Origin of the sequence: Massilia sp. CFBP9012, from assembly GCF_034045115.1 — a bacterium.
Taxonomy (GTDB): Bacteria; Pseudomonadota; Gammaproteobacteria; order Burkholderiales; family Burkholderiaceae_D; genus Telluria.
The window spans coordinates 58863-85697 of sequence record NZ_JAXCWM010000020.1 but is presented as its reverse complement, the minus strand read 5'-3'; the positions used below and the strand labels follow the sequence as shown (position 1 = coordinate 85697).

Below are 26835 nucleotides of genomic sequence, written 5' to 3'. Positions count from 1 at the left end.
GGATACCAATATCAAGGGCGCTGTCGCCAGCGGCGAACAGGTGGTCGCGAAAGTCGGCGGCGACCTGAACATCGAAAGCCTGCAGGATACGGCCACCTTTGACAGCAAGAACCAGAGCCTGGGCGTGAGCGGCACCTTCGGCATGGGTGTCAGCGTCAGCGGCAGCTTCACTGATAGCAAGCTGAGCAGTAATTATGCGAGCGTGCAGGAGCAGATCGGCATCCGGGCCGGCGCAGGCGGCTTCCAGCTGGTCGTCGACGGCAACACCGACCTGAAGGGCGCTGTCATCAGCAGCAGTCAGGAAGCGATCGATGCAGGCAAGAACAGCCTCTCGACCGGCTCGCTGACCGTGCGCGACATTGCGAACCATGCGGATTACAAAGGACACAGCGTCGGGTTGAGCGGTGGCCTCGGCACCGAAGGCGACAGCAGGGATGCGGCGCCGGATACTTCCGGCGTCGGCGGTGACAGCTGGAAGTGGATGCAGACCGGCGGCAGCGGCATGAATGCGCCGATCGCGCTGGGCGCCTCAGGCAACGACTCGAGCACGACGGTGAGCGGCATCAGTGGTGGCGTGGTCACGATTACCAATGGACAGCAACAGCAGGCGCTGAGTGGAAAGACTGCCGAGGAGATGCTGGCGGAGCTTAACCGCGATGTGTCGAACGAGAAGGACACGAGTGGGCGGATTGAGAACAACTTCGATCAGGCGTCGATCCAGGCGGGATTCGACGTCGCGGGAGAGTTTGGCCGCCAAGTGGGAACGCTGCTTGAGGATTATGCGAAGTCGATAGACAGCTTGATCGACAAGGCCGAAAAACTCGAAGAAAAGGCGCTTACTGATGAGAGCCTCAGCGATGCTGCTCGGTTGAAGCAGCTGTCGGACGCGGCGGCATTACGGGAGGAAGCTCAGGCCGTCGCCGCCGACTGGGGGCCGACAGGAGCCTATCGTCAGGTTGCTACCGCAATGTTGGCGGCAGCTTCCGGAAACGTTGCTGGGGGAGTTGGGCAGTTTGGCCGTGACCTGGTGATCAACTATGCGCAACAGAACGGGGCCCAACTCATCGGCGATCTGGTTGCACGTGGCGAACTGTCTGAGGGGAGTCCGCTTCACGCTGCACTACATGGCCTCGTAGCTTGTGCTGCAGCGTCTGCCAGCGATCAGCAATGCGGGGCAGGTGCGGCAGGCGCCGCTGCATCTACGTTGTTGGCGAGTCTGTTCGCGGATCCCGCTCCTGATGAGAAAGCCAGTGGTGTGGAGAGTCGCCGGAATCTGCTGGTGAGTCTTGTTGCGGGGATCGCGACAGTATCAGATGCGGCCCCGTCAACCGCAACATCCGCTGCCTCTGCGGCAACTGACAATAACTGGCTTGCGTCGAGGCAGATTACTTAGATGGAAAAGGAGCGCAAGGAGGCTAAAACGCTTCTAGAAGAGGCAGTTGTTATTGCAAAATGGTCGAGCGTGAGTCTGAAACAGGACGCTTTGACAGTTAGTGGGATTGGCAAGGGACTTGTTGAAGCTGGCTGGTCCGATATTCAAGGGATTGCAGGATTCCTGTTAAACCTTCAGGAAAATGTGACAGGCTTGCAGCAGTTACTGAACCAAGAAGACGTCATTAATCTGATCGGAGAAGCGGTAGCAAAAGACGTCAAAGCCAAACTTGATACGATCGAAGTGGCGTTGCGAGATGGCGGCGATCACAATGCTGAATTAGTTGGCAAAACGATTGGTGGTGTGCTATGGCAGATAGGAGGGATAGTTACTGGAGCAGGTGCAGCGAAAATTGGCATCGATGAAACTACAGAGCTAGTTAGGCTAGGGATCAGGTTTGGTAAGAATGGACCTCCTAAAGTCCCAGAAAAAACAATAGAGAATCCTCCCAGCAATTCAGTGCCGCCGAAGCCGGGACAAGGAGGTGGGGCCGATTTCGTTGATGATTCGATATTTTTGTATGCTTAGCATCAGATTGCGCCATCGAAAGGTACTTTAAGCGGATCTCCAGAAATTCCAAAGAATAATGCGGACTCTGATAACGTGCGATCAATTAATAGGCAAAACGAATCAGGTATAATTCTTTCTCAGCATGGGATGAATGTTGAGTATCTTCCCGACGGAAAGGCAAAAAATGTGAGTTATCCAGACCTTCGCATAAATGGTGAAGTGGCAGATGTTTATTCTCCGAGTGGAAGTAGCGTTTTGATGATTCATAACAAAATTTCTCAGAAGGTCAAGAATCAAGCGACAAACATCGTCTTGAATTTAACTGATTCTAAATTAACGGCCAGTGAAGTTGCTCAGTATATTCAACGAACCCCAGTCGGTGGCCTAGAGTCTCTAATTTTGATCAAAGATGGAAAAGTCACACTAATTAAAAAATAGGGGAGCAACATGAGTATTTCTTACGATATTGAAATTGCCGGCAAGAATTGTAGAGATGAAATTTTTGCTACTTTGGTTGAGGGCGGAGTTGAGTTTACTGTTGAAAAAGACATTCAGAAAAGCAGTGTGATTGGGTTTTTCTCTGAGTCGGGAATGCGTGTTTTTTATTCTGACGACAGTATGGATGACTGGAGCCAAAGCCCAGCCAAGGACCAGGCTTTGACAATGGATGATATGGTTGAGGATTGGTCAATTAGCGCGCGTATATCCTTGATTTATAGAAATAGTGTAAGTGAATTGTGCGATCAGGAAATACGAAATTTTGTTTCGGAACTCAATTCTAGAGTCCCTTCAAATTTCGTTCTCTCATTTCAATATGATAAAACATATGCGATTAAGAAGGATGGGCATCTTGAATGGTTGGTTGATTTCTGAGGCTTATGTTGGTGGTTCCAAAGACCGGGTAAGTTCGAAATAGAGTATAGGTTAGGCAATGGAAGGCCCGAGCCGCTGGAATTTGAAAACTCACCCGGAGGATTTTAAATGGTCGAGGAATCTAAAATATTCGATGAGCTGAGTAGTCTACTCATTTGTCATGCGCTAGAAGATTCTAAATTGATAAAGCTTCGTTTCGTTGTCAGAGCGGAACGCACGCTTAGTGCCGGTGGTGTTTGTCAACTTCACTATGGCTACAGTAACCGGGTAGATATAGATAATTGGTTTGATATTGATAAGGTTGAAATTAACTCTAGGATTAGCGATTTGTGTAAGATGCTCGGAGAAATTATGTTGGGCCGTGTCCCCAGGGGATGGAAGGGAATGAAATTTAATATTGATCTATTTCAAGGGAAATTCACTTCCAAATTTGAATATTGAGCGAGTTTTATTGTCAGTCGTAAATATGCTTGTTTCAATAGATAGAGACCGTGCGCGCCTAGTGCCGCGACATCGGTGTCACATCGAAAAGCACTTTGAATTTTCGAAATTTGTTCGTGTCACAACATCGGTGTCAGGTCTGACATTGGGACACGACCTCCGCTGTGAGGTTTCGAATGTCAGACCTGACCTTGAGGTTCTGTCGCGAATGGTGGGCAGCATGCGATCGGCACCGGCGTTCTCGGCGGCATGGTGGCGGCTACCTTGCTGGCGATGCTGTTCGTGCCGGCCTTCTTCGTATTCGTCGTCGGCCTGAAGGAACACATTGCGCGCTGGCGCAAGCCGGCACAAGTCCAGCAGACGAGCGAGTAGGCCAGGCATCCAATTCACTCGGAATAATTTCGCTGAATGGCGTTGGCTTGCTCAACAACATGAGATCATCTGAAACTTCGTGTTTACCCGAGAAAAGACCAGCATGCATCACAAATTTTGCCGCGGTTTGTCTTTCCTGGTTTTCTTGTTGGGCACTGTCGCCATCGCGGGTGGTTACGCGCATGCGCAGGTGCCGGACCGTACCCAACGCGTCGCCGCGCTGCTTCCCGAAATAGACAAGATGTACACCGACCTGGCAGTGCAAGAGCATCTGCCGGGCCTGGTCTATGGGGTGGTGTTGGACGGCAAACTGGTGCATATCCGTTCGCTCGGCCTGGCTGATGTGGAGCGCAAGATCCCGGCGACCAATTCGACCGAGTTCCGCATCGCCTCAATGACCAAGAGTTTTGTGGCGATGGCGGCGCTGAAGCTGCGCGACGAGGGCAAGCTGCGCCTTGACGATCCGGTATCCGGCTATCTGCCGGAATTAAGCCGCGTCAAGTCGCCGACCACGGATTCGCCCGCGTTGACGGTTCGTCATCTGATGACCATGACTGCCGGGCTGCCCGAGGACAATCCCTGGGGTGACCGCCAGATGGCCATCTCCAACGCCAGGATCGAACAACTGGTCGGTGCAGGACTGTCGTTTTCCAGCGCTCCCGGCCAGACCTTCGAGTACAGCAACCTTGGCTACATCTTGCTGGGCAAGGTAGTCAGCAAGGTATCGGGCATGCGCTTCCAGGATTACGTCACGCGCGAGATCCTGCAACCGTTGGGAATGCACGATACGCGTTGGGACTATAGCCAGGCCAAGCCAGGAAAGCTCGCCTTGGGTTACCGCTGGGACCGCGACCACTGGGAGACCGAACCGATCCTGCCCGATGGCGATGGCGCCGCGATGGGTGGCCTGATCACGACTGCGGACGACTTCGCGCACTACATCGCCTTTCACCTGGATGCCTGGCCGGCCCGCAGCGACGCGGATCGCGGACCGCTGCGCCGTGCATCGGTCCGCGAGATGCATCTGCCGCAGGTATTTGCCGGCATGAGCGCCAAGGCCACCACGACCGATGGCAAGACATCGAATCCGCGTGTGGTTTTTTACAGCTACGGCCTGAACGTGTTGCGTGACAGCCGCGACGTGGTGACGGTCGGCCACGGGGGCGGGCTGCCCGGCTTTGGCAGCCAATACTATTTTTCGCCGGACCATGGAGTAGGGGTCTTCGCCTTTACGAATCTGCGCTACGGACCGGTATACGGCCGCACGGGAAAAGCGTTGTCGATGCTGGTCGAACGTGCCGATCTCGGTCCGAGGCCGATTGACGTGTCGCCCATCCTGGCTGCACGCTACCCGCAAGTGGCGCAACTGGTGCAGTCGTGGGACGCTCAGCTGGGAAGCACGATTGTGGCGGAAAATTTCTTCCTCGACCGCTCGCGTGAGGACTGGATGACGCACGCGCGCGAAAAGCTGGCGCCGATCGGGAAGATCACATCGGTCGGCCCCATCAGCGCTGAGAACAAACTGCGCGGCGCCTTTGCGCTGATCGGCGAGCGTGGCAAGGTGGACGTCAAATTTACGCTTACGCCCGAACACGAACCCAAGGTGCAGGAAATCGAACTGACGCCGGCAAAGCAATAGCCATCCAGCGTCAAGGCATGGCGGGTGCAATGCGTCTATTCGACCGCCAGCCGCAGCGAGCCGGTGCGGTCCAGCACGTAGTGATCGAGGTCGCGCGCCAGCAGCAGGTTGCCGCTGTACTGCGCGCGCGCTTCGTCCTCGAGCAGCGACAGCGGCAGCGGTCCGCCGTCCTGATAGCGCGGACTGAAATGGGTCAGCGCCAGATTGCGCACGCCGGCACCTGCAGCGAACTGCGCGACCCGCATGGCCGAGCTGTGCTGCGGGCCGGGACCGATCTTTTGCAGCACTTCCTCGGTATAGGTCGCCTCGTGCACCAGCACGTCGGCGCCCTGCGCGCTGGCGGCCAGCAGGCCGGGGCTGTCGTTGTCACCGGCCACCACGATGCGGCGCGCGCGCCGCGGCGGCAGCAGGTAGTCGAGGGCCGTGATGGCGCGGCCATCAGGCAGCACCACATCGCGGCCCTGCTGGATCTCGCCCCACAGCGCTGACGATGGAACCAGGTCGGCGCGCAGTTTATCGGTATCGAGCCTGCGTTCGATGGCGGCCTCGGTGAAGCCGTAGGCCCAGGACGGGATGCGGTGCGACAGAGCGGTGGCGTCGACCGAAAATTCCGGCAAAAGCGGCCCATGCGCCAGGTCGTCGGGCGTCAGCCAGGTGAGCGGGAATGGCAGGTTCAGTTCGCTGGCCTGCATGATGCACTCGATCATGGTGCGAAGCGGCGGCGGGCCGACGATGATCAAAGGGTCACTGCGGCCCAGCAGGCCGGCGCTGGCCAGCAGGCCGGGCAGGCCGTAGCAGTGGTCGCCATGCATGTGGGTGATGAACACGGCGCGCAGGCTCATTACAGACAGCGGCGTGCGCAGGATGCGGTGCTGGGTGCCTTCGGCGCAATCGACCAGCACCCATGAGCGCGCGCCGCGCAGGCGCAGCGCCAGGCCGGACATATTGCGTTGCCGGGTGGGCGTGCCGGACGACGTGCCGAGGAAGATGAGTTCCATGGATGCTCTCGTGGGATGACGGGCTCCATTATCCGGCAACACGGCCCTGGCCGGCGCGCTGCGAGAACTCGTGGTGCAGGCCGGTGTCATACGGGGCAGGAACGCCGCCCATGGAGCGGCCATGTCCGCCTTCGACCGAGGAGAACGATATGCGTACGAGTTTCGTTGTGGCCGCGTCCGCGGCTGGTCTTGTTGCATTGCTGGGGGCGGCGCCGGCGAGCGCCGCACCGGCATTGCAAGAGATGCAGGTGCCGGTGGCCGGCATCAGCTGCTCGCGCATCGGGCCGCCGCCGCAGCGGGTCACGCCCGACGCCGAAGTGCTCGAGTCGATCGACGGCGTCTACCGGCTGTCCAACGGCCAGAAGCTCGGGATTGCGGCCGGCGACCAGCAGGTGGTGGCCGACTTCGGCCGCTGGCACCAGATCCCGCTGGTGGCGACCGCGCCGGAGCGCTTCGAATCGCGCGACGGCCTGGTGTGGGTGCGCTACGAGGCCGACGAAGACACCGAACGGATCGTGGTCAGCTATCCGGCCGACGCGCGCGGACGCTACGTCGACGCCTGCTAGCGCCGTCTCTTAATGCTGCGGCGCCAGGCCGAACAGCAGCGAACGGTGCGCGCCGACGCCGGCCATCGCGCCATCGGCCACGGCGAGCGCCACCGAGTTGGCGGCGCGCATGGCGTCGCCGCCGGCGAACACGCCCGGCACCGTGGTCTGGCGGGCCTCGTCGGTGCGGATGTAAGGGCCCAGCGGTCCTTCCTCGAAGGCGCAGCCGAGGTCCCCGGCGACCGGGCTGGCCATGTGCACGCGGCCGAAGGTGAACAGGCCGGCCATCGCTTCCCGCCGGCCGTCGGCCAGCACCACGGTAGCGTGGTCGGCAAGCCGCGCGACCGGGGTCTCGTCCACCTGCACACCGCGCTCGGCGAGGTCGGCCCGTTGCGCTTCGTCGAGCGGGCACACGCCGTTGGTGAACAGGGTGACCTGGCCCCAGTGCGGCAGCATCTGCGCCTGGTGCACCGACAGCGGGCCGCTCGCCAGCACGCCGATGCGGCCTTCATCCAGTTCATAGCCGTGGCAGTAGGGACAGTGGAACACGCTCTTGCCCCAGCGTTCGGCCAGGCCCTCGATCGGCGGCAGTTCGTCGCGCACGCCGGTGGCCAGCACCAGGCGCCGGCCGCGCACGCCCGGCTTCGGCTCGCCATCGAGGCAGACCAGGAAGCCATCGCCGTCCGCATGTACCGCCGTCGCCAGCCCGTCATGCCAGGCCACGTTGGGATAGGCGGCGACGTTGGCGCGGCCTTCGCGCGCGATGGCTTCGGCCGGCTGGCCGTCGCGGGTCAGGAAACCATGCGAGTCGCTGGCGAAGCGGTTGCGGCGCTGGTCGGCATCGATCACCAGTACCTTGCGGCGCGCCCGCGCCAGTTGCAGGGCGGCCGACAGGCCGGCATAACTGCCGCCGATGACGATGGCGTCGTATTCATCCAGGGGCATGTTCATGCTCGGGTCTCCTGTGCGGATGGTTGTCGTAGCGAAGATTGAAATCGCGCGACAGGTCGGCCAGCGTCACGTCGCCGAGGCGTTTCACCAGCAGCGCCTCGGCCTCCTGGAAGGCGTCCGCGAGCGAGGCGTTGACCACCTGCTCGACCAGGCATGCGCTGTGCTCGTTGCGGTTGCCCATCGCGAACACGGTGGGCGCGCCGACGGCGTCGTAGACGTCGCGCAGGGTCACCGTGGCCAGGTCGCAGGTGACGGTCCAGCCGCCGCCATGGCCGCGCTCGGAACTGATGTAGCCGCGCTCGCGCAGCCCGGCCAGCACGCGCCGCACCAGGACCGGATTGGTGTCGAGCATGCCGGCCATCTGCTCCGAGGTCATCGGGCGCTCGCTGTGGGCCAGGTGCAGCAGCACGTGGAGCACGGAAGAAAGTTTGCTGTCGCGTTTCATGTAACTAATAATAGTACAAAATCGGCGGCGGCATGAAATTTTCTAACGCCCGGTTTGGGATTCCTCGTCAGGCTCCGCCTTCGGCGGCAGCTTGAGCGTCGGCAGATACCACCACATATACGTGCTCACGCAGGCGCCGATCGCGATCATCGAGATCAGGATCGCGACGCTGTCGAAATGGCGCGTCGACCACGCCATCGAGCCCCACAGCATCACGGTGGCGACGATCTTGCCTTTCAGTGGAATGCCGTGCCCGGCCTCGAAGTTGGCGAGGTATTTGCCGAATACGGGATGCGCCAGCAGCCAGCGGTGCAGGCGCACGGAGCCGCGCGCGAAACAGGCCGAGGCCAGCAGCAGGAAGGGCGTGGTCGGCAGCAGCGGCAGGAAGATGCCGAGGATGCCCAGCAGGACGGCCAGCACCCCGACAACGTTATAGAACAGTTTCATGCCGCCACTCTAGCATCCGGCGCCGCGGGGTGTCATGTTTGCACTATTGCCGATCTGATTATGCAAAAAGGAAACAGTCGGGAATATCCATATGCAACTTTAAGTTCCGTTATGCAACTTACAGCCGCTAACTCGGTATAATGGCCGGCTCGACGACGGGCGCGTCTGTTCGGGCAGTGGCAGGAATCGTTCTACGCCCGGCCTCCCTTTCCGCTTGCTGTCCGATTGCCGTCCGGCTTGTGCCGGCCACTGTCTTCCATGCCTTATTCCACATCGTCCAACCCCATCGTGGCCATGTTCGGCGGCTATTTTCGCCGGCGCGTGCTGCGCCAGCTCGCGCTCTACCTGGCGCTGATGCTGGCCGTCGTGTGGGGCGGCGTGGCGGTGGAGCAGGCGCGCTTCGCGACCCTGGCCGAGAGCGGCGCCCAGGCCAATGTGCAGAACCTGTCGCGCGCCTTTTCCGAAGAAGTCAAGGCGACCGTCGCCCTGGTCGACCTGTCGCTGATCCAGTTGCGCGGCACCTGGCGGCGCGACCCCGCCAACTTCGCGCGCAGCGTGGCCGAGCATGCGCGCCACCTGCGGGTGCCGATGCACATCACCGTCACCGATTCCGATGGGCGCCTGCTGTACACCGACGCCGCGGTCGGCGGCGCCACGGCGCCGCAAGGCTTGGCGCTGGGCGACCTGCGCCAGTTCGCGGTCCACCGCGAGGGCGGCGGCGATCGGCTCTACGTCAGCCGTCCCGAGCGCAACCGTCTCTCGCAGCAGTGGGTGGTGCAGTTTACGCGCCCGATCCGCGCCGCGGACGGCCGCCTGGCCGGCGTGATCGCGGTGGCGATCCGGCCGGACTACTTCCTGCGCTTCTACGACAGCATCGATCTCGGCCCGGACGCGGCGGTCAGCCTGATGCGCCTGGACGCCACCGTGATCGCGCGCAGCTCGCGCGCGGACGGCAACCGCCATATGGGCGCGGTGATTTCCGACGCGCCGCATACGCGCGATGCAGGCGCCAGCGGCGCCTTCCGCAAGGCGAGCCGCCTGGACGGCATCGAGCGCTTCTACGCCTGGCGCAAGCTGCCCGAATACGGCCTGGTGGTCACGGTGGGCCAGGCGGTGACCGACGCCGAGGCGCGCTTCGCCCAGCAGCGCGCGGTGATGTGCAGCGCCGGCCTGGTGGTGTCGCTGGTGCTGGCCGTGCTGGGCTGGGCCGCGATCGGCGCCGCCGACCGCCGCCGGCGCGCACTCAAGGCCCTGGCCGCGGCCGAGGCGCGCTGGAAGCTGGCCCTGAACGCGGCCGGCGACGGGGTATGGGACTGCAATGTCACGACGGGAATCGCGACACTGTCGCCGAGCGCCCAGCGTATTCTCGACAGCGAGCATCCCACGGTGTCCTGGTTCGGCGACCAGGGCCTGGCCGAACTGGTGCACCCGGACGAGCTGGAAACGGTGCGCGCGGCCCTGCGCGCCCACATCGACGGCCTCACCGCCGACTATGCGATGGAACACCGGCTGCGCACGCGCGACGGGCTCTGGCGCTGGATCGAGGCGCGCGGCGCCGTCACCGAACGGGGCGAGCGCGGCGAGCCGCTGCGCATGGTGGGCACCTTCTCGAACATCGACGCGAGGAAACAAGAAGAGCAGCGCATGCGGCGCATGGCGCACGAGGACGCGCTCACCGGCCTGCCCAACCGCGTGCTGCTGCACGACCGCATGCGCCAGGCCATCCAGGCCGCGGATCGCGAAGGCTACAAGGTCGGCCTGGTGTATTTTGACCTGGATAACTTCAAGCCGGTCAACGACACCCATGGCCACGCGGTGGGCGACCGCCTGCTGCACATGGTGGCCGAGCGGGTGCGCGCGGCGCTGCGCGAATCGGACACGCTGGCGCGCGTCGGCGGCGACGAATTCGCGGTGCTGCTGCCGCGCTGCCAGCAGCCCGAGGACGCCGAGCGGGTGGCGGCCACCATCCTGGCGCGGCTGGAACAGCCGTTCGACGACGGCGAGCGCACCCTGCGCATCTCGGGCAGCCTCGGTTACGCGCTGTATCCTGACTGCGGCGCCGGCGAGGGCGACGGCGACGCCGCGGCTGCCGAGGCGCTGCTGCACTGCGCCGACCTGGCGATGTACGACGCCAAGGCGCATGGGCGCAACCGCATCTCGGGCAGTTACCGTACGCGGGTCGGTTGACTGCGGCAGCACGTCAGCCATTTCACTCCCACGTCAGTCCACCTGCTTCAATACGTCATTCCCGCGCAGGCGGGAATCCAAGTGCGTCCGCGTAATACCTGCATCAAGCGTGAGTGGTAATGCCACGAACCTGGATTCCCGCCTGCGCGCACTGGTGTCCGGAATATTTATACGCAAAGTATGCATCGTCATCCCCGCGAAGGCGGGGATCCAAGTGAAATCACAGAATGTTCATGCTCTTGCGTTGCCCGAACGTTCATCGGAGGTCGATTTCCAGGCCACTGGCCGGGCCCACTTGGGTTCCCGCCTCCGCGGGAACGACGTGGTTTTTCCTATGAAGCGGGCTTATTCAAGCGCCCGAAATTATTCCGGACACCAGTGCGCCTGCGCGGGAATGACGTTACGTCGGCTCCGGCAGCCATGGGCGCTAGGGATGCGCGCCGATATCCGGCTCCGCCAGCACCGGCAGTACCTTCGCCGTGTACCGCGGCAGGTAAATGGTCACCGTGGTGCCGGCGCCAGGCGTGCTCTCGAGCCGGATCTGGCCGCCGCTCTGGCGCACGAAGCCGTGCGCCATCGACAGCCCGAGCCCCGTGCCCTTGCCTTCGGGCTTGGTGGTGAAGAAGGGTTCAAAGGCGTGTTCCATCACCTCCGGCGGCATGCCGTGGCCGTTGTCGGCGACCGTGATCATCACGTAGTCGCCAGGCGCCGGCTCGCCTTCGAGCTGGCTGGCACCGGCGGCGACCGTCAGGTTGGCCAGCCGCAGCGCAATGCGCCCGTTGCCTTCCATCGCGTCGCGCGCATTGATCACCAGGTTCAACAGCACGTGTTCGAGCTGGTTCGGATCGACCAGCGTCGGCCACAGATCCGGCACGGCGGTGCGTTCGAGCACGATGTCGTCGCCGACGGCGCGTTGCAGCAGGCTGTCGCTGCGCTCGAGCAGCTGGGCCACGTCGACCACGCTCGGATGCAGCGGCTGGCGGCGGGCGAAGGCGAGCAGCTGGCCGGCCAGCTTCGATCCGCGGTCCACCGCGTCGAGCACATTGTGCAGGCGCTTGCGGCTGGGCGGACCTTCGGCGCGCAGCATCAGCTGCACATTGGCGCTGATGATGTGCAGGATGTTGTTGAAGTCGTGCGCCACGCCGCCGGTGAGCTTGCCGACCGCTTCCAGCTTCTGGGCCCGGGCCAGGGCATGGCGCGCCTCGTCCAGGCGTTGCTGGCGCTGCAGCTCGCGCGCCTCGGCCTCGCGGCGCGGCGTGATGTCGCGCACGAACACGGTGGCGCCACCGCCGTCGCCCGGCGGCAGCAGGGCCACCGCCAGTTCCACCGGCACCCGCCGGCCGCTGGCGTGCAGGGCCTCGGTCTCGGTCGGCGGGCCGGCCAGGGCACTGGCAACGGCGCCGCGCGCGAAGGCATCCAACGTGGTGCGGAAGGCGGCGCGCCTTTCCTCCGGCAGCAGCAGCTCGGCGGGGCTGCCGATCGCCTGCGCGGCCTCGAGGCCGAAGATGCGCGTGGCTTGCGCATTCCAGTCGGTGATGCGGCCCTGGCGGTCGATGGCGACGAAGCCGTCGTGGGCGGTCTCGAGGATCGTCTTGAAGCGGCGCTCGTCGGCCGCGATGCGGTCGTGCGATTCGCGCAGCTCGAGCGTCATCGCCTGCGCCAGTTGCAGCGCGCGCCGGCGCGAGCCGGCCAGCAGCCACACCACCAGGCTGACAAGAAAGCCCAGCACGACGCCGGTGGCGGCCACCATCTGCGGGCGGTCGTGATCCAGCGTGGCCTCGAGGCTGGCGCTGGAGGCCATCCGCACGGTCCAGGTGCGGCCAGTCATTTCCATGCGGGTGGCGGTGGAAAAGCGCGGCATGCCGGCGCGGTCGGCGCCTGGTGAGCGGTACAGCAGCGCATCCGGCGCCATGTGGTCGCCGTCATAGATCTCGACGTCGAGCTGGGGCGCCGCGATGCCGCCCACGCCGCGCATCAGGTCCTTCATGCGAAACGGCGAATAGATCCAGCCCAGCAGGGCGGTGCGGCGCTGTTCGACCGTGTCGACGTCGCGCCCGCTGCGGTACACCGGCAGGTACATCAGGAAGCCCGCATCGAGGCTGGCGCCGCCTTCCTGCACCAGCACCACCTTGCCGCTCAGCGCGGCCTGGCCGCTGTCGCGCGCCGCCGCCATCGCCGCGCGCCGCACCGGTTCGCTGTACATGTCGTAGCCGAAGGCGCGCAGGTTGCGCGCGTTGAACGGTTCGATGTGCGTGATGGCCGTCTGCGGCTGGCCGCCCTCGGCCGGGTGGACGCGGTAGTTCGGGAAGCCCTCGGCGCGCACCTTGTCCTCGTGGGCGGCGAGCGCGCCCGGCGGGATCAGGGTGGCGACCGCCAGCGCCTCGAGGCCGGGGAAGGACTGGTCCAGGCGCAGCACCTCGTAATACTCGGAGAATTCGGCGCGGCTCAGGTCGACCGAGCCGCGCAGGTAGCCGCGCGCGCCGCGCAGCACCTGCTCATAGACCAGCAGGCGGCGTCCGATCGCGTAGCCCATGTCGCGGGTGCGGTAGTCGAAGGCTTCATGCAACTGGGCCTCGGCATTGCGCTGGGCGCTGGACCAGGCGCCGAAGGTCACCAGCAGGGTCAGCACGAACACCAGCAGCGCCATCAGGAGTGGCGCATGGCCGGCAACGGAGGCCGACATCGGGGCTGGGGGGCGGTTGGCGGTCTGCTGCATGTCCTTGTGCGTGGCAGCCGTGGCGGCGGGGTTGATCGGAGGGGCCGGACTACGTAGCATACGCAACCTTGGATTGACAGGGCGCACGCGACTTTGCGCCTTTGTCAATGAAGTTTGTCAATCGGGTACAAGGGTGCTCTGCGCTAAATGAAACATTCTAATCTGAAATATGCGTCTTGCAAGAATGCGAAAGCGGGATGAGTTCTTCCTTCTCGTCTTCCCTGCAACGCCATTGGCCGCTGACAGTGCTGGCCGTCCTGTGCGGCCTGGTGCTGTTGCTGGGCATGCTGGCTCCGTTGCGCGGCGGCAGCCATGAATTGCTGCTGGCCTTCCCGTCGACGGCTGGGGGAGAGCTGACGTTGCCGTCCGAGATCCGCCTGACGCGCGGCGTGCGCGACGTGCTGCTGCTGCGCAACGACGGCGGGGCGCCGGTGGTGTTCGGCCCGCTCAAGATCGGACCGGGGCGTGAACTGCGCCTGCCGTTCGGCGAGGCCGGCCTGCATATATACGCCTGCCCGCCGGTCGCCGGCAAGGTAGTGCGGGTGAGGGTGGTGGACGCGCCCGGTCCCGGCTGGGGCCGGCTTCGCTGGCGCCTGGACGACCTGCGCCAGTGGGTGCGCTACCTGCCGCTGAGGTCTCCGGACGAGTAAATGTGCCCTCGGGCGGCCGCAATCGTACACCCGCGATGGCCCCGATTCTGTCATCATGGGGGCCATGTCGACGATTTCCATGCCACTGTTCCCGCTCAGTACGGTGCTGTTTCCGGACGGGGTGTTGCCGCTGCAGGTGTTCGAGGTGCGCTATCTCGACATGATCAGCCGCTGCATCCTCGAAGGCACCCCGTTCGGCGTGGTGCTGCTGACGCAGGGGCAAGAGGTGCGCCGGCCAGATGCCGAGCAGGAGCGTTTCGTGGCCGCAGGCACCATCGCATCGGTCACCGAAACCACCTCCGAGACGCCCGGCCTGCTGCAGGTGCTGTGCCGGGGCGGCGCGCGCTTTTCCGTCGTCACCGCCGAGCAGCGCGTCAACGGTCTGTGGATGGCCGAGGCGCAACTGGTCGAGGACGACCTTAGTGTGAACATCCCATCCGAGCTGCAGGGCGCCTCCGACGCGCTCGACCGGATATTGAATTCGCTGCAAGACGTTCCCCAGCACCGCTGGCCGGTGCAGCCGCCGTTCCGGCTCGACGACTGCGGCTGGGTGGCCAACCGCTGGTGCGAGCTGCTGCCGCTGCCGAACCAGCAAAAGCATCATATGCTGATGCTCGACAACCCCGTGATCCGGCTCGAATTGCTGCATGACGTGCTGGATGAACATGGCTTGATCACTTCTTAAGGAAGCAGCGCAGGGGCCCGGAATGAAATTTTCTGACGATCTTCTCATCGGGTATATCAACGGCGAGCTCGCCGAACCGGCGCGCGCGGCGGTCGAACGGGCCATGCGCGCCGATCCGGTGCTGGCGGCGCGCGTCGCCCACCACCGGGCCGAGCTGCAGCTCAAGGGCAATACGCGCAACGGGCGCATCGGCGTCTCGGCCAACGGCCACGACGGCAACCATGCGCAGCGCAGCGCGCCGCCCTGCGGCGCCAAGGTGGTGCAGCTCAATAGCCTGCGCCCCGGCCGCACCGTGCCGCCGCCGCAGATTGCCTACAGTAACTGGTGCAAGCGCCACTGGGTGGCGGTCGGCGCGGCGCTGCTGGCGGGCGCCGCCGTCGGCGCCTTCGGCTGGCACAGCCTGGCGCAGGCGCCCGGCCTGGCCACGCTCGACCACGTCGATGGCGCCCTGGTGGCGCGCGGGCCGCTGGTGGCGGCGCTGGACGGCCAGCTGGCCAGTCCCGGGCCGTCCGACAACGGGGTGCGGATGGGCGTCACCTTCGTGGCGAAAGACGGCGGCTACTGCCGCAGCTTCGTGGTCGACACCACCGCCGGCCTGGCGTGCCTGAAAAACGGGCGCTGGACCATCCCGGTGCTGGCCCAGGATGGCGGCGGGGCCGCCTGGGTCGACGGCAGCCAGCCGCCGCCCGTCGTGCGCGAGGCGATCGACGCCCGCATCGCCGGCACCGTGCTCGATCCGGTGGCCGAACGCGCGGCCCAGCAACGTGGCTGGACGCGGTGAGACGGCCGCCGGGTAAACAAGCTTATGCTGCATTGCGGCAGGGATACCCTTTCTTTTGGTAAACTGTGTAGAAAAAAGGCCGGCATATACATGGGTGGCGATTTCGGGTATCGTGTCACCCGCTAAAAGTGTCTCTACATCCGCTTTATTCGGCCCGCCGGCCGGCTTGCCGCCGGGTAGTTCCGTCCGCCGGCTTATTCCCGTTCCTCCCTTCGCTGCGCGTCCTCGACCCGCGATGGGGAGAACATGCCCGATCGTAGAGCTGAACGAATGAATGCAACCAAAAACTATGTCTGATTCTCCGAGCAATAACGCGAACAACAACGACGTCGCCGCCGTACCGGACGCCGCGCCAGCCGTGCCGGCCGCCGCCGAGGCTCCCACGGTACGCTTCGCCGACTTCGGCCTGGCGGCGGAAATCCTGCGTGCGCTCACGGACCAGGGCTACGTCCATCCGACGCCGATCCAGGCCCAGGCGATTCCCGTGGTGCTCGAAGGCCGCGACGTGATGGGCGCGGCCCAGACCGGCACCGGCAAGACTGCTGGCTTCTCGCTGCCTATCCTGCAATTGCTGATGCCGCACGCGAACGCCAGCATGTCGCCGGCGCGCCATCCGGTGCGCGCCCTGGTGCTGGTGCCGACCCGCGAACTGGCGGTGCAGGTGGCCGACAACGTCAAGGCCTATGCCCGGCACACGCCGCTGCGCGCGACCGTGGTGTTCGGCGGCATGGACATGAAGCCGCAGACCGAGATCCTGCGCCGCGGCGTCGAGATCGTGATCGCCACCCCGGGCCGCCTGCTGGACCACATCGAGCAGAAGAACGTCAGCCTGGGCCAGGTGCAGATGCTGGTGATGGACGAAGCCGACCGCATGCTCGACATGGGCTTCCTGCCCGACCTGCAGCGCATCATCAACCTGCTGCCAAAGCAGCGCCAGAACCTGATGTTCTCGGCGACGTTCTCGCCCGAGATCAAGAAGCTGGCCAACACCTTCCTGAACAATCCGCTGACCATCGAAGTCGCGCGCAGCAACGCGACCGCCGAGAAAGTCACGCAGATCGTGTACAAGGTCGATGAGGAACAGAAGCGCGACGTGGTCGAGCACCTGATCCGCTCGCGCGACATGAAGCAGGTGATCATCTTCTCGAACACCAAGATCGGCGCCTCGCGCCTGTCGACCCACCTCGAGAAGCGCGGCGTCAAGGCGTCGGCGATCCACGGCGACAAGACCCAGCAGGAGCGCATGGCGGCGCTGGACGCGTTCAAGAACGGCAGCGTCGAAGTGCTGGTGGCGACCGACGTCGCCGCGCGCGGCCTCGACATCTCCGACCTGCCGGCCGTGATCAACTACGACCTGCCGTACAACGCCGAAGACTACGTTCACCGCATCGGCCGTACCGGCCGCGCCGGCGCCTCGGGCGACGCGCTGTCGGTGTACTCGGACAAGGACGAGCGCCTGCTGGCCGACATCGAGAAGCTGATCAAGCAGACCATTACACGCGGTACGCTGGAAGGCTTCGTGGCGCCGACCGGCCGCGGCCGTGAGAGTGGTCGCGAGGGTGGTCGTGAGCATGGCGCGCGCGAAGGCGCTCGTGAGGGTGTCCGCGACTACGCTTCGCGCGACGCCGAACGCGGCGCCCGCCGCAGCGATGAACGCGGCGATCGTGGCGGCCCGGCGCGTGCGCCGCGCTCCGGACTCGGTCCGGGCGCGCGCCGCGAGAAGGTCGATCCGTGGTTCCTCAAGCCCTACGAGCCGACCAGCAGCCCACGCAAGGATCTCGACGCGGCGCCGAACACGCCGTCCAAGCCGGCCAAGCAGAAACTGGCCTTCTTGCTGGGTGGCGGACCGAAGGCGTAAGCCTGGCTGCCAGCTTGTAAACGTCGTCCCCGCGCTCGCCGGGCGCCTTGGCGGGGACCCAAGTTCTTATGCACTCCACTGAAGCAAACTTTAGTGGCTGCGCTGATTAACTTGGGTCCCCCCCTTCGCGGGGAGTCGTTACTGCCAGTGGCAGTAACGACGTGTTTGGGCTGACAATGTAAAACGCAATCCTGGCTCGGCACGTTCTGCCGCGAGCCGCCAGCCATGAGCCCGCGCCACCTCCTGGCAGATCGACAGCCCCAATCCCGCCCCAAGGTCGCGCCGGTGCGGCCCACGCCAGAAGCGGTCGAACAGCAGCGCCAGCTGCGCCGCCTCGACACCCGGCCCGTGGTCGCGCACGCACAAGCGGTCCTCCGCGATCTCCACGCTCACACGCGAGCCGGCCGGCGCATGCTCGATCGCATTCTCCAGCAGGTTTTTCATCAGCGTGAACAGCGCGCCGCGGTCGGCCTGCCATTCCAGCCCATCGTCCATGGCGGACACCGCCAGCGTCACGTCGGCCGCCTCGGCCATGCGCTGCAGGTAGCCGATCGCCTCGTCGGCGACCTCTCTCACCCTGACTGTGCCGAATACGTAGTTGGTCGCCTCGCTGGCCTCGGCCAGCAGCAGCAGTTGCTGCACCTGGCGCGACATATAAGCGACGTCTTTCAACAGGGCGGCGCGGTCATCTTCGCCATCGACCCCCAGCTCCACCTGGGCCCGGATCATCGCCAGCGGCGTCTTCAGTTCGTGCGCCGCGTTGCCCAGGAATTCCTGCTGCGCGCGGTAGGCCTGCTCGAGGCGTTCGAGCGCCCGGTTGAAGCTGTCGACCAGCGGCGCGATCTCGCTTGGTACCGCGTCGGTGCGCAGGCGCGCGTGCATCGAGCGTAGCGAGATGCCGGCCGCCGACCCCGATACGTCCTGCAGCGGCTTCAAGGTGTAGCGCAAGGTGATCCAGGTGCACAGGCCGAAGGCGACCAGCAGCACCAGGGTGAACAGGGCGATGCCGTAGGCCACCAGCGGCAGGGCGACCCGGTGCAGCAGGTACATCATGCGGCTGCTGGCGGCCACCTGCAGGTACAGGCCATCGCGCCCTTCGAGCGCGAGCGGCTCGCTGGCGCCGAAGAAGGTCACGCCGTCGCGGGTGAACTCGAAGCGTGTACGCCCCGCGCTTGCCGGCAGCACGCCGGCGGGCCAGAAGCGCGGGCCCGCCTCGGACAGCAGGGCCACATTGCCGGTGCGGTCGACGACGCGGTAGGCGACTTCGCGCCCCAGGCTGTCGAAGGCCCATTTGATGGCATGATGCGCGTCGGTCCCGAGGCGCAGCCTGCCGTCCCGCTCGACGTACACCTTGGCAGACAGGTCTTGCGCCATGTCCGCCAGGTCGGTCCGGGCCAGCACATTGGTCTGCAGGACGAAGGCCGCGACCAGCACCACCAGCATGACGCTGAGCAGCGTGCCGGCGACGAAGGCCATGACGATTTTCAGGCGGATGCTATTGAGCCGCATCGTCCGCGCGCAGCACGTATCCGACGCCCCTCAAGTTGACGATGCGCTGGCGTGAGCCGATCGCCGCCAGCTTGCGGCGCAGGCGGTGCAGGGCGACGTCGAGCGCATTCGGGGTGACGGCGTCGTTGAGCCCCCAGGCTGCCGCTTCCAGCGCGCCGCGCCGCACCGTGGTCTCGTGCTTGCGCAGCAGGAGCAGCATGATCTGCATCTCGGCCGGCGCCAGCGTGATGCGCTCCACGCCGCAGCACAGCAGGTCGGCATCCGGCTGCAGCGCCAGGTCGCCACGGGCGTGGTCGAGTGGCCGGAATTGCTGCGGACGGCGCAGCAGCGCGCGTACCCGCGCCACCATCTCGTCCATGGCGAAGGGCTTGGCGAGATAGTCGTCGGCGCCGGCCTCGAGGCCCTGGACGCGGTCGTGCAGCGCTTCGCGCGCCGTCAGCACCAGGCAGGGGAGCCCTAAGCCGGCCGCGCGCATCCGGCCCAGCAGGGCCAGGCCGTCGCCGTCGGGCAGGCCGCGGTCGAGGATCAGGGCCTGGTAGGACATCTGCTGGAGCGCCGCCCAGGCGCCGTCGATGCGGGTGGCCACATCGACGGCGATGCCGGCCGCCGCCAGGCCCTTGGCGATCAGCTGGGCCAGGCGCTCGTGGTCTTCGATCAGGAGGACACGGCTCATCGACTCACCTGAAGCGGTACAGGTAGCCGACCAGCACCCGGTTCTCGGTCGAGCGGTCGACCAGCGGGCTGTCCTTGATCCCGTCGGCCAGGCGCGACACCTCGAGGTCGACCAGGATGGAATGACGGCGGTCGAACATATACATCGCGCGCAGGCCCAGTTCGGCGTTCACGCCCGACTCGCCACGGTAGGCGGCGCGGCCGGCGCGCGCCTCGTCGGCCCGCACGCCATAGTAATAGTCGACGTATTTGTCGTCCTGCCAGCTCGCGGTCACGCGCGGCGTGATCGTCACGCGCTCGCCGATATGCCATGTCTTCTCCACGCCCAGATTGAATCGCTTGCCCTTGCTGTTGCCGGAGGCGTCGCCCAGCGCTTCGGCGCTGACGTCGACCCACTGGCTCTTCCATTCGATTCTAGCACCGGCCCAGACCCCGCTTTTCCGTTCGCGCATGCCGGCCAGGATCGGGGTGTCGTCGATGTCGTCGTCGTCGTAGCCGCTGCCGTCGTAGCGCAGCACCAGGTCGAGGTTCAGGGTGTGCGAGGGCGCCGGGTCGAGGCTGAGCAGCTTGACGCCTACTTGCGGGCCGGCGATCGAGAGCCAGCGGTTCTCGTACTGGACGAAGGGCAGCGCCAGGTACTCGCGGTCGATGCCGGCATAGGCCTTGTCGAACGCGATGGCGCCGACGCCCAGCGCCCAGGAAGAGGCGGGGGTGGCGGCGTCGCCCGTCTGGGCCAGGGCCGGCAGCGTGCAGAGCATGGCGGCGGCGAGCAGCTGGACCTGTGCCAGGCGGCGCGGGAAGTAGCGGTCGGAGAGTGGCATGGAGCGCTTTCGGTTGTTGGAAAGCGCCATGCTCGGCCCGGTCGTCTTACACAACACTTACCAGGACACTGAGGCGACGACGTCGGCGCGACATCGTCCCGGTAAGTATCCGGAAAGGCGGACTGGCCGATAGTCCGGGTCAAAGGAGAACGACGATGAACACATCCCGCAAGATGGCGCTGGTCGCCGTGACCGCGCTCCTCGGCGCCGCCCTGGCCGGCGCCCTGGCGTCGGCCCCGATCGAGGTCGGCGATGCAGCCGGCGATGCAGTCAGCGCTTCAGGCAGCCCGCTTGAGCGCGGCCCCGACCCGGTCCAGCAAGTCCTGGTGCTGGTAGGGTTTGGACAGCACGTCGAGCGAGCCGCCGGGCTTGCCGCGGCCGGGCAGTTCGTCCATATAGCCGGTGGTGACCAGCACCGGCAGGCCGGGGCGCCTGGCCTGCACGCGCTCGATCAGTTCCAGCCCGTTCATCCCGCCCGGCATGATCACGTCGGTGAACAGCAGGTCGGCCTGCTCGCCGCTTTCCAGCAGGCCGAGCGCGCGCTCGCCGCTGGGAGCCGACAACACCTCGTAGCCGGCCATTTCGAGCATGCTCTCGGCCAGTTCGCGCACGTCGTCGTTGTCCTCGACCACCAGGATGCGGCAGCGCCGCTGTTGCGGTTCGGCGGGCGTGCCGCCGCGCCGTTCGGCCTGCGAAGCATCGTCGCTGGCGGCCTGGTCGGCGCCCCGGAACACCATGCGCACCATGGTGCCCCGGCCCGGCTCGCTTTCGATGTCGAGCTTGCCGTGCGATTGCTGGACGAAGCCGTGCACCATCGCCAGGCCCAGGCCGGTTCCCGGCCCCTTGGTGGTGAAGAAGGGTTCGGTGGCGCGGCGCCTGACCTCGGGCGTCATGCCTTCGCCCTCGTCCTGCACGCAGATGCAGACGTAGTTGCCGGGGGAGAGGCCCAGCAGGCGGCGGCGCTCCTCGCCCAGCACGGCGGTGCCGACGGTGACGGCGCCGCCGCCCGGCATGGCGTCGCGCGCATTGAGCACCACGTTCAGGAGCGCCATCTCGAGATAGGTCGGGTCGATCGTGCTGGCCGGCAAGCCGGGCTTGAGGTCGAGCCGCAGGTCGATCTTGTCGCCCAGGGTGCGCACCAGCATGTCGGAAAACTCGACCACCAGGCTGTTCAGGCTCATGCGCTTCGGCTCCAGGCGCTGCTTGCGCGCGAAGGTCAGTAGCTGCTGGGTCAGCTTGCCGGCCTGCATGGTGGCGCGCTGGGCGCGCCGGATCGGTTCGATTGCCTTGTGCTGGGGCCCGGTGCCGAGTATGGCGACTTCGAGGTTGCCGTTGATAACTTGCAGCAGGTTATTGAAATCATGGGCCATGCCGGCCGAGAGCTGGCCGATCGCTTCCATCTTCTGCGCCTGCAACCACGATTCCTGGTTGGTGCGGCGCTCGGTGATGTCCATCTGCGAGGCGAAGAAGTACAGCAGCTTGCCGTCCTGGTCGAAGATGGGGCCGAAGAACAGGGCGTTCCAGAACGGCGTGCCGTCGGCCTTGTAGTTGAGCAGGTCGACCGCCACCGCGCGCTCTTCGTCGACCGCGCGGCGCAGCTCGGCCACGGTGGTGCGGTCGGTATCCGGTCCCTGCAGCAGGCGGCAGTTGCGGCCCAGGAGCTCGTCTTCGCGATAGCCAGTCAGGTCGGTGAAGGCGCCGTTGGCGAACACGATCGGGTTGTCGTCCTGGCGCGGATCGGTGATCAGCATCGGCATGCGGGTCATCTCGACCGCAGCGAAGAAGATATTGCCGCGCTCGTCCAGTCCACCGTGCTCGATATAGCTGGATTGCCAGTGATGGACGCCGGGATTGTCCTCTGGCGAGCCCATCGGGTGGACCGCATTGCCTTCGACCTCGGCGTTCGCCGGCACGCCTCGGCTCTGGCCGCCGCCCTGCACGTCGAGCTCTTTCTTGAGTGAATCGTCCTTTGGCGGTCCGAGTACCATGAGGGTGTCCTTGCGAGTTGCACTGCCGTTCTGGCAGTGGGGCCGGATGTCAGCCCATCCGATTCAACTCTAGCGCCCGCATCCGGGGCGCTCTGTGCGAGCGCCCACACAAATGGCCAGCTCAGTGCGCGCCGGTCAGGACGAGTTCCTCGATGCCGATGCCGAGATAGCGCGTATCGCCCCCCTGTCCCGCAGGAACGGGAGAGACGGGGCGTGGCACGACAATGGTGAGTGTGCGGGTGTTGCCATCGGTATCAAAATGGAGAGCGACTGTCTGCACCCCGTTGCCCACGCGGAACTCCTGGCTGGCGCCGCCAACTTCCATCCTGAACGGCAGCGTGGCGTTGACGTCGAAGGCGCGCGCCCGCAGCATGATGCCGACCCTGCGCGGCAGTGGCTGGGCAAACTGCAGGGTGACCGTTTTCCCGTCCGACCAGCGGCCCCATGGCTCGATCCCGGACAGGCCCGTGATCTCACTGATGAGTGCTGGATCGGGCGGCGCCGATAACACGAAGCGGGCCAGTACCGGTTCCGGATCGGGCAGGCGGACCAGGGCGAAATCGGGCTCACGGTGCACGACGTTTGCGCCCGCGGGGAGTGGGTGATTGCCGATCACCAGCAACCATTTCTGGTCGAGCGGCATCTGGTAGGGCTCGATCGGGAAATGCCCATCCATCTGCATCGGGCGCGAATCGGGATGGTCGATGTGGAATTGCGCGCGCATCAGTTGCTGCGGGTCGACGCACACCACGGTGATCTGGCCACGTTCGGCCGCCGGCACGGTGTTGCGCGCGAGCAGGCCCGCCCGGTCGCCGACCGTGGTTGGCCGGTATTCGGCCTGGAACAGGGCAATGCTTTGCTGCGCCACCAGCAGGGACAGGGGCAGTACCGTCAGCAGGAATAGCCGTGGCGCATTCCAGCGACCCACCGCCCAGAGCAGCAGCAAGATCAGCTGCAAGGCGTAGATCGCCTGTCCGCTTCGCAGCAAGGGGTTCACGGAGGCGATGTCCGGGCCGTCGACGAGGTAGATGACATAGGTCGGCAATTTGTACCAGGCGATGCCCAGCACCGCCGCCACCAGCGCCGCAACGAGCCAGCGCAGCCACGGCAAGCGATCTTCACGGTCGTGCATGACGGCGGCCGCCACGATCCACAGCAGCGGGAAGGTGAAGCTGTAATAGCGCAGATGCAGGCGCAGGCCTTCGTTATTGCCGGCATAGGCCACGGTGCCTGCATACACGGCCGTCATGCCGGCGGCGGCGCCCAGCATCAGCAGCACGTAGACCAGCAGCGGATTGGCGGGCGTGCCGCGCGCGCGCAGGGCGCTGCTGCACAGGCCGTGCAGCAGCACCGCAAGCGGCAGGCCAAGCAGCACGGCAAGCGCCATCAGGTGGCCGCGGCCGCTGATCCAGGCCGGCCCCACCAGCTGCGCCAGGCGGTCGACAAGGCTGCCACCGCCGGCGGCATTGCCATAGAACGGCCCGAGAAGACTCAGGCCGGCATCGCCAGCCAGCACGAAGCCGAGCGCAAACTTGACGCCCAGCGCCAGCGCGCCGGCGATGGCTGCCGCGCCCAGGCCACGCCACAGCCAGGCGCCGCCTGCGTGCCAACTGGCATATACCAGATACAGGCACAGGGAAGGCAGCAGGAATAGCGCGTGCACCTTGACCAGACTCATCGCGCCGAGCACCGCCCCACCGGCCATTGCCAGCAACGGCAGCGGGCGGTCGGCATGCGCCAGCATGACCCAGCTCAGGACGCAGAAGCCGAAGTAATAGACCGCCTCTGGCATGAAGAACATCGTGTACAAGTTCAGCGGCGCCAGCATGGACAGCACCGCGATGGCGGCGGCCCATCCGCGACCCGTAAAGCGGCGTGCGGTCAGGTACAGGAAAGGCGCAGCGGCCGTATAGAACAGCAGGTTGATGCCGCGCGCGCAGTCGAGGAAGCCGTCGCCGCAGGCATTGGTGGCGCTGAACAGCCACAGATAAAGGTAAGAGGGCACGATGGCCTCGGCCAGTGGCGTCAAGCGCGCCATCTTGCTGTAGTACCACTCGTCGGCGAAGATCACCGGATGCAGGCCGAAGTTGCGCCAGGCCAGCCAGGCGGCAGCAATGGCCAGCAGCAGGCCGAAGGCGATGCGTACGCGCGGATGTCGAAGGTCGGGAGTATGGAAAGTCATTGCTTGGAATCGGTGGATGTCGTCATGTCGTCCGGATTGGCGCCGATCGCGATCTCGGCGATGCCGATGCCGAGCAGGCGGTCGTCCGCCCATTGGCCGAGCGAACTCGGCGCGGTGGGACGCGGCACCTCGATCGTCAGGCTGCGCTGCGCGCCGTCGGTATCGAGGCGCAGCGTCACCTCCTGCTCGCTGCCGCCCAGGCGGAAGCTCGATTGTGCGTCGCCTGCCCGCATCGTGAACGGGAGGGTGGTGTTGTCGGCATAGGCCAGGCCGGTCAGCAGCACGACCAGCCGTTTGGGCAGCGGCCGGTCAAAGTGCAGGACCACCTGGCCGGCGTCCGACCAGCGGCCCCACGGTTCGGGCTTGGACAGCCCTTCGGCGCGCTCCAGCAGCTGCCCTGGGCCGATGGGGCCGGACAGGCGGGCGCTGGCGACCGGCTGGAAACCTCCTGCGAGCCTGACGAGCCTGAATCCATCGCCTTGCAACACCGGCGCCAGGCCCTCGGGCAGGGCATGCTCGCCCATCACCAGCAGCCAGCGCCGGCGCGCGGGCAGGTGGTAGGGCTCGATCGGCGCGCCGTCGGCCAGTACCAGCATCCCGCTATCCTTGTCGTCGATGTGGAGCTGGGCGCGCATCGCGTCCATCACGCTGTCGGACACCACCGTGATCAGCTTGCGCTCGTCGCGTGGCACGTGGTCGCGCGCGGCGATGCCGCCACGGTCGGCCGGCCAGCCGGCGCGCAGCCGCTCGAAGTAGTGCGAGGTGGCGTGGATGCCCAGCGCCAGCATCGCCGGCAGCGCCAAAAACAGGAATAGCGGCGCCGCCAGGCGGCTGCCGGCGGCCCAGGCGCCGAGCACCAGCAGGTCGAGCGCGACGATGGCCCAGCCGGTCCAGCGGGTGACGCCGACGGCCGCCAGTTCAGGCCCGTCGATGTCGGTGATGACGTACAGCGGCAGCAGCAATTTCGCGGCGACGACGGCGCTGCCCACCAGCAGCGCGGCCACCAGCCGCAGGCGCCGCTCCGACCCGAGCGCCGCGTGTGCATCGACGGCGGCTGCGCCCAGGATGAACAGCAGCGGGAAGGTGAAGCTGTAGTAGCGCAGGTGCAGCCGCAGCACTTCGAGCGGCGTGATGCCCGCCAGCGAGGCGGTGAACATCACGGTGACGCCGGCGGTCGCGCCCAGCATCAAGAAGGCGTACAGGGCGAGGCGGGCGAGCGCGGGCGGCAGCGCCTGGCGCGTGCGGCGGCCGATCGCGAGCAGCAGCAGGATCGCCATCGGCAGCGGCAGCAGCAGGGCCAGCGCCATCAGGTGTCCGCGGCCGTTGATGAAGGCGGCCGACGCCAGCGTGGCCAGCGACTTGCCGGCGTTGGCGCTGGCGGTGTGTCCGTAGAAGCTGCCGAGGATGCCGAGCGCGGGTTCGCCGGCCAGCAGGTAGCCCAGCCCCAGCTTGACCGCGAATGCGGCGCCGACGGCCAGCAGCGTGCCGGCCAGGCCATCGCGCAACCAGCGCGTGCCTGGCGCCTGCAGCCAGCGCGTGCGCGGCGCCTGCAGCCAGCCGGCGCCGATCAGGAACAGGGACACGGCCGGCAGCAGGAACAGCGCATGCACTTTCACCAGGCTCATCATCCCCAGCACCAGGCCGGCGCCCGCCGCCAGCGCGGCCGGATGCCAATGCACTCGGGTCAGCAGCAGCCAGCTCAGTACCGCGAAGCCGAAGTAATAGGCGGTCTCGGGCATGAACATCGCGCTGAACAGGTTGAACGGCGCGAGCAGGCACATCAGGGTGACGACGGCCGCCAGCGCCGGGCGCATGACGCGGCAGGCGATCAGGTACAGGAAGGGGGCGGCGCCGACCAGCAGCAGCGCGTTGCCGATGCGGACGCAGTCGAGGAAACCGGTCCCGCAACTGCTGGTGAAGCCGAACAGCCACAGGTACAGGTAGGACGGCACGATCGCTTCGCCGAGCGGCATCAGGCGCGCCATCTTGCTGTAGTACCACTCGTCGGCGAAGATCCCCGGGTAGAGCCCGAGGCTGCGCTGCAGCAGCCAGGCAAACAGGATGCACAGCGCCAGCGCCAGCAGCGGGCCGGCATGGCGGTCCAGTGCCGGCCGGGAGGCAGGCATGGGCGCA

At 65.6% G+C, this 26835-nt stretch carries 23 protein-coding genes and 1 pseudogene; 13 read left to right on the top strand and 11 right to left on the bottom strand.

Annotation, left to right across the window (positions count from 1 at the left end; translation table 11 throughout):
- From SOM61_RS25010 to SOM61_RS24980, 7 genes and pseudogenes are all read left to right on the top strand, one after another.
- Positions 1 to 1393: hemagglutinin repeat-containing protein (locus tag SOM61_RS25010; protein ID WP_320476590.1), on the top strand; the 1393-nt coding region annotated here is incomplete at its 5' end.
- Positions 1394 to 1960 (top strand): hypothetical protein, encoded by a 567-nt coding sequence (locus SOM61_RS25005; protein ID WP_320476589.1) that lies wholly within the window; start codon positions 1394 to 1396, stop codon positions 1958 to 1960.
- Positions 1961 to 2128: 168 nt separating this feature from the next.
- On the top strand, positions 2129 to 2380 hold the full coding sequence (locus SOM61_RS25000; protein WP_320476588.1) for a CdiA C-terminal domain-containing protein: 252 nt from the start codon (positions 2129 to 2131) through the stop codon (positions 2378 to 2380).
- Between the two features lie 9 nt (positions 2381 to 2389).
- Complete coding sequence (locus SOM61_RS24995) at positions 2390 to 2815, top strand: hypothetical protein (RefSeq protein WP_320476587.1); 426 nt, start codon at positions 2390 to 2392, stop codon at positions 2813 to 2815.
- A gap of 108 nt (positions 2816 to 2923) precedes the next feature.
- Complete coding sequence (locus tag SOM61_RS24990) at positions 2924 to 3256, top strand: hypothetical protein (protein WP_320476586.1); 333 nt, start codon at positions 2924 to 2926, stop codon at positions 3254 to 3256.
- A gap of 216 nt (positions 3257 to 3472) precedes the next feature.
- A pseudogene (locus SOM61_RS24985) lies at positions 3473 to 3628 on the top strand (efflux RND transporter permease subunit); the annotation flags it as partial.
- 103 nt (positions 3629 to 3731) lie between these two features.
- The gene (locus SOM61_RS24980; RefSeq protein WP_320476585.1) at positions 3732 to 5267 is read left to right on the top strand and encodes a serine hydrolase domain-containing protein; all 1536 of its coding nucleotides are present in this window, start codon (positions 3732 to 3734) and stop codon (positions 5265 to 5267) included.
- Between the two features lie 35 nt (positions 5268 to 5302).
- Here SOM61_RS24980 and SOM61_RS24975 read toward each other — a convergent pair whose 3' ends face one another.
- Positions 5303 to 6265, bottom strand: a complete 963-nt coding sequence (locus tag SOM61_RS24975) for an MBL fold metallo-hydrolase (protein ID WP_320476584.1) — start codon at positions 6263 to 6265, stop codon at positions 5303 to 5305.
- A 149-nt stretch (positions 6266 to 6414) separates the two neighbouring features.
- On the opposite strand from SOM61_RS24975, the gene SOM61_RS24970 reads away from it, so the two are divergent.
- Positions 6415 to 6831, top strand: a complete 417-nt coding sequence (locus SOM61_RS24970; RefSeq protein ID WP_320476583.1) for a hypothetical protein — start codon at positions 6415 to 6417, stop codon at positions 6829 to 6831.
- A 9-nt stretch (positions 6832 to 6840) separates the two neighbouring features.
- On the opposite strand, the gene SOM61_RS24965 is transcribed toward SOM61_RS24970, so the two are convergent.
- From SOM61_RS24965 to SOM61_RS24955, 3 genes are read right to left on the bottom strand one after another with little or no spacing between them, the layout of a single operon-like run.
- Positions 6841 to 7755, bottom strand: coding sequence for an NAD(P)/FAD-dependent oxidoreductase (locus SOM61_RS24965; RefSeq protein ID WP_414675061.1), 915 nt, complete (start codon positions 7753 to 7755; stop codon positions 6841 to 6843).
- Positions 7742 to 8206 (bottom strand): Rrf2 family transcriptional regulator, encoded by a 465-nt coding sequence (locus SOM61_RS24960; RefSeq protein ID WP_320476581.1) that lies wholly within the window; start codon positions 8204 to 8206, stop codon positions 7742 to 7744. The genes SOM61_RS24965 and SOM61_RS24960 overlap by 14 nt, the downstream gene beginning before the upstream one ends.
- A gap of 42 nt (positions 8207 to 8248) precedes the next feature.
- Positions 8249 to 8653, bottom strand: a complete 405-nt coding sequence (locus SOM61_RS24955; RefSeq protein ID WP_320476580.1) for a YbaN family protein — start codon at positions 8651 to 8653, stop codon at positions 8249 to 8251.
- A gap of 258 nt (positions 8654 to 8911) precedes the next feature.
- On the opposite strand from SOM61_RS24955, the gene SOM61_RS24950 reads away from it, so the two are divergent.
- Positions 8912 to 10840: a sensor domain-containing diguanylate cyclase gene (locus tag SOM61_RS24950; RefSeq protein ID WP_320476579.1), complete on the top strand. Its 1929-nt coding sequence runs from the start codon at positions 8912 to 8914 to the stop codon at positions 10838 to 10840.
- 427 nt (positions 10841 to 11267) lie between these two features.
- On the opposite strand, the gene SOM61_RS24945 is transcribed toward SOM61_RS24950, so the two are convergent.
- On the bottom strand, positions 11268 to 13556 hold the full coding sequence (locus SOM61_RS24945) for a CHASE domain-containing protein (protein WP_320476578.1): 2289 nt from the start codon (positions 13554 to 13556) through the stop codon (positions 11268 to 11270).
- Between the two features lie 197 nt (positions 13557 to 13753).
- On the opposite strand from SOM61_RS24945, the gene SOM61_RS24940 reads away from it, so the two are divergent.
- The 4 genes from SOM61_RS24940 to SOM61_RS24925 all read left to right on the top strand — a co-directional run bounded on the left by SOM61_RS24940 (position 13754) and on the right by SOM61_RS24925 (position 17530).
- The gene (locus SOM61_RS24940; protein WP_320476577.1) at positions 13754 to 14206 is read left to right on the top strand and encodes a hypothetical protein; all 453 of its coding nucleotides are present in this window, start codon (positions 13754 to 13756) and stop codon (positions 14204 to 14206) included.
- A 64-nt stretch (positions 14207 to 14270) separates the two neighbouring features.
- Positions 14271 to 14891 carry an LON peptidase substrate-binding domain-containing protein gene (locus tag SOM61_RS24935; RefSeq protein WP_320476576.1) on the top strand — a complete coding sequence of 207 codons (621 nt, stop codon included), beginning with the start codon at positions 14271 to 14273 and terminating at the stop codon, positions 14889 to 14891.
- Positions 14892 to 14913: 22 nt separating this feature from the next.
- Positions 14914 to 15672 (top strand): anti-sigma factor, encoded by a 759-nt coding sequence (locus SOM61_RS24930; RefSeq protein ID WP_320476575.1) that lies wholly within the window; start codon positions 14914 to 14916, stop codon positions 15670 to 15672.
- Positions 15673 to 15961: 289 nt separating this feature from the next.
- Complete coding sequence (locus SOM61_RS24925; protein WP_320476574.1) at positions 15962 to 17530, top strand: DEAD/DEAH box helicase; 1569 nt, start codon at positions 15962 to 15964, stop codon at positions 17528 to 17530.
- A 138-nt stretch (positions 17531 to 17668) separates the two neighbouring features.
- Here the strand turns inward: SOM61_RS24925 and SOM61_RS24920 are convergent, their stop codons facing one another.
- From SOM61_RS24920 to SOM61_RS24895, 6 genes are all read right to left on the bottom strand, one after another.
- A complete protein-coding gene (locus SOM61_RS24920; protein WP_320476573.1) occupies positions 17669 to 19039 on the bottom strand; it encodes a sensor histidine kinase in 1371 nt (456 codons plus the stop codon).
- Positions 19026 to 19712 (bottom strand): response regulator transcription factor, encoded by a 687-nt coding sequence (locus SOM61_RS24915; RefSeq protein ID WP_320476572.1) that lies wholly within the window; start codon positions 19710 to 19712, stop codon positions 19026 to 19028. The genes SOM61_RS24920 and SOM61_RS24915 overlap by 14 nt, the downstream gene beginning before the upstream one ends.
- A 4-nt stretch (positions 19713 to 19716) precedes the next feature.
- Complete coding sequence (locus SOM61_RS24910; protein ID WP_320476571.1) at positions 19717 to 20532, bottom strand: MipA/OmpV family protein; 816 nt, start codon at positions 20530 to 20532, stop codon at positions 19717 to 19719.
- A gap of 278 nt (positions 20533 to 20810) precedes the next feature.
- Complete coding sequence (locus tag SOM61_RS24905; protein WP_320476570.1) at positions 20811 to 22520, bottom strand: response regulator; 1710 nt, start codon at positions 22518 to 22520, stop codon at positions 20811 to 20813.
- A 121-nt stretch (positions 22521 to 22641) separates the two neighbouring features.
- Positions 22642 to 24702: a DUF7024 domain-containing protein gene (locus SOM61_RS24900; RefSeq protein ID WP_320476569.1), complete on the bottom strand. Its 2061-nt coding sequence runs from the start codon at positions 24700 to 24702 to the stop codon at positions 22642 to 22644.
- A complete protein-coding gene (locus SOM61_RS24895) occupies positions 24699 to 26828 on the bottom strand; it encodes a DUF7024 domain-containing protein (RefSeq protein WP_320476568.1) in 2130 nt (709 codons plus the stop codon). Before SOM61_RS24895 ends, SOM61_RS24900 begins: the two co-directional genes overlap by 4 nt.
- Positions 26829 to 26835 lie beyond the last annotated feature (7 nt).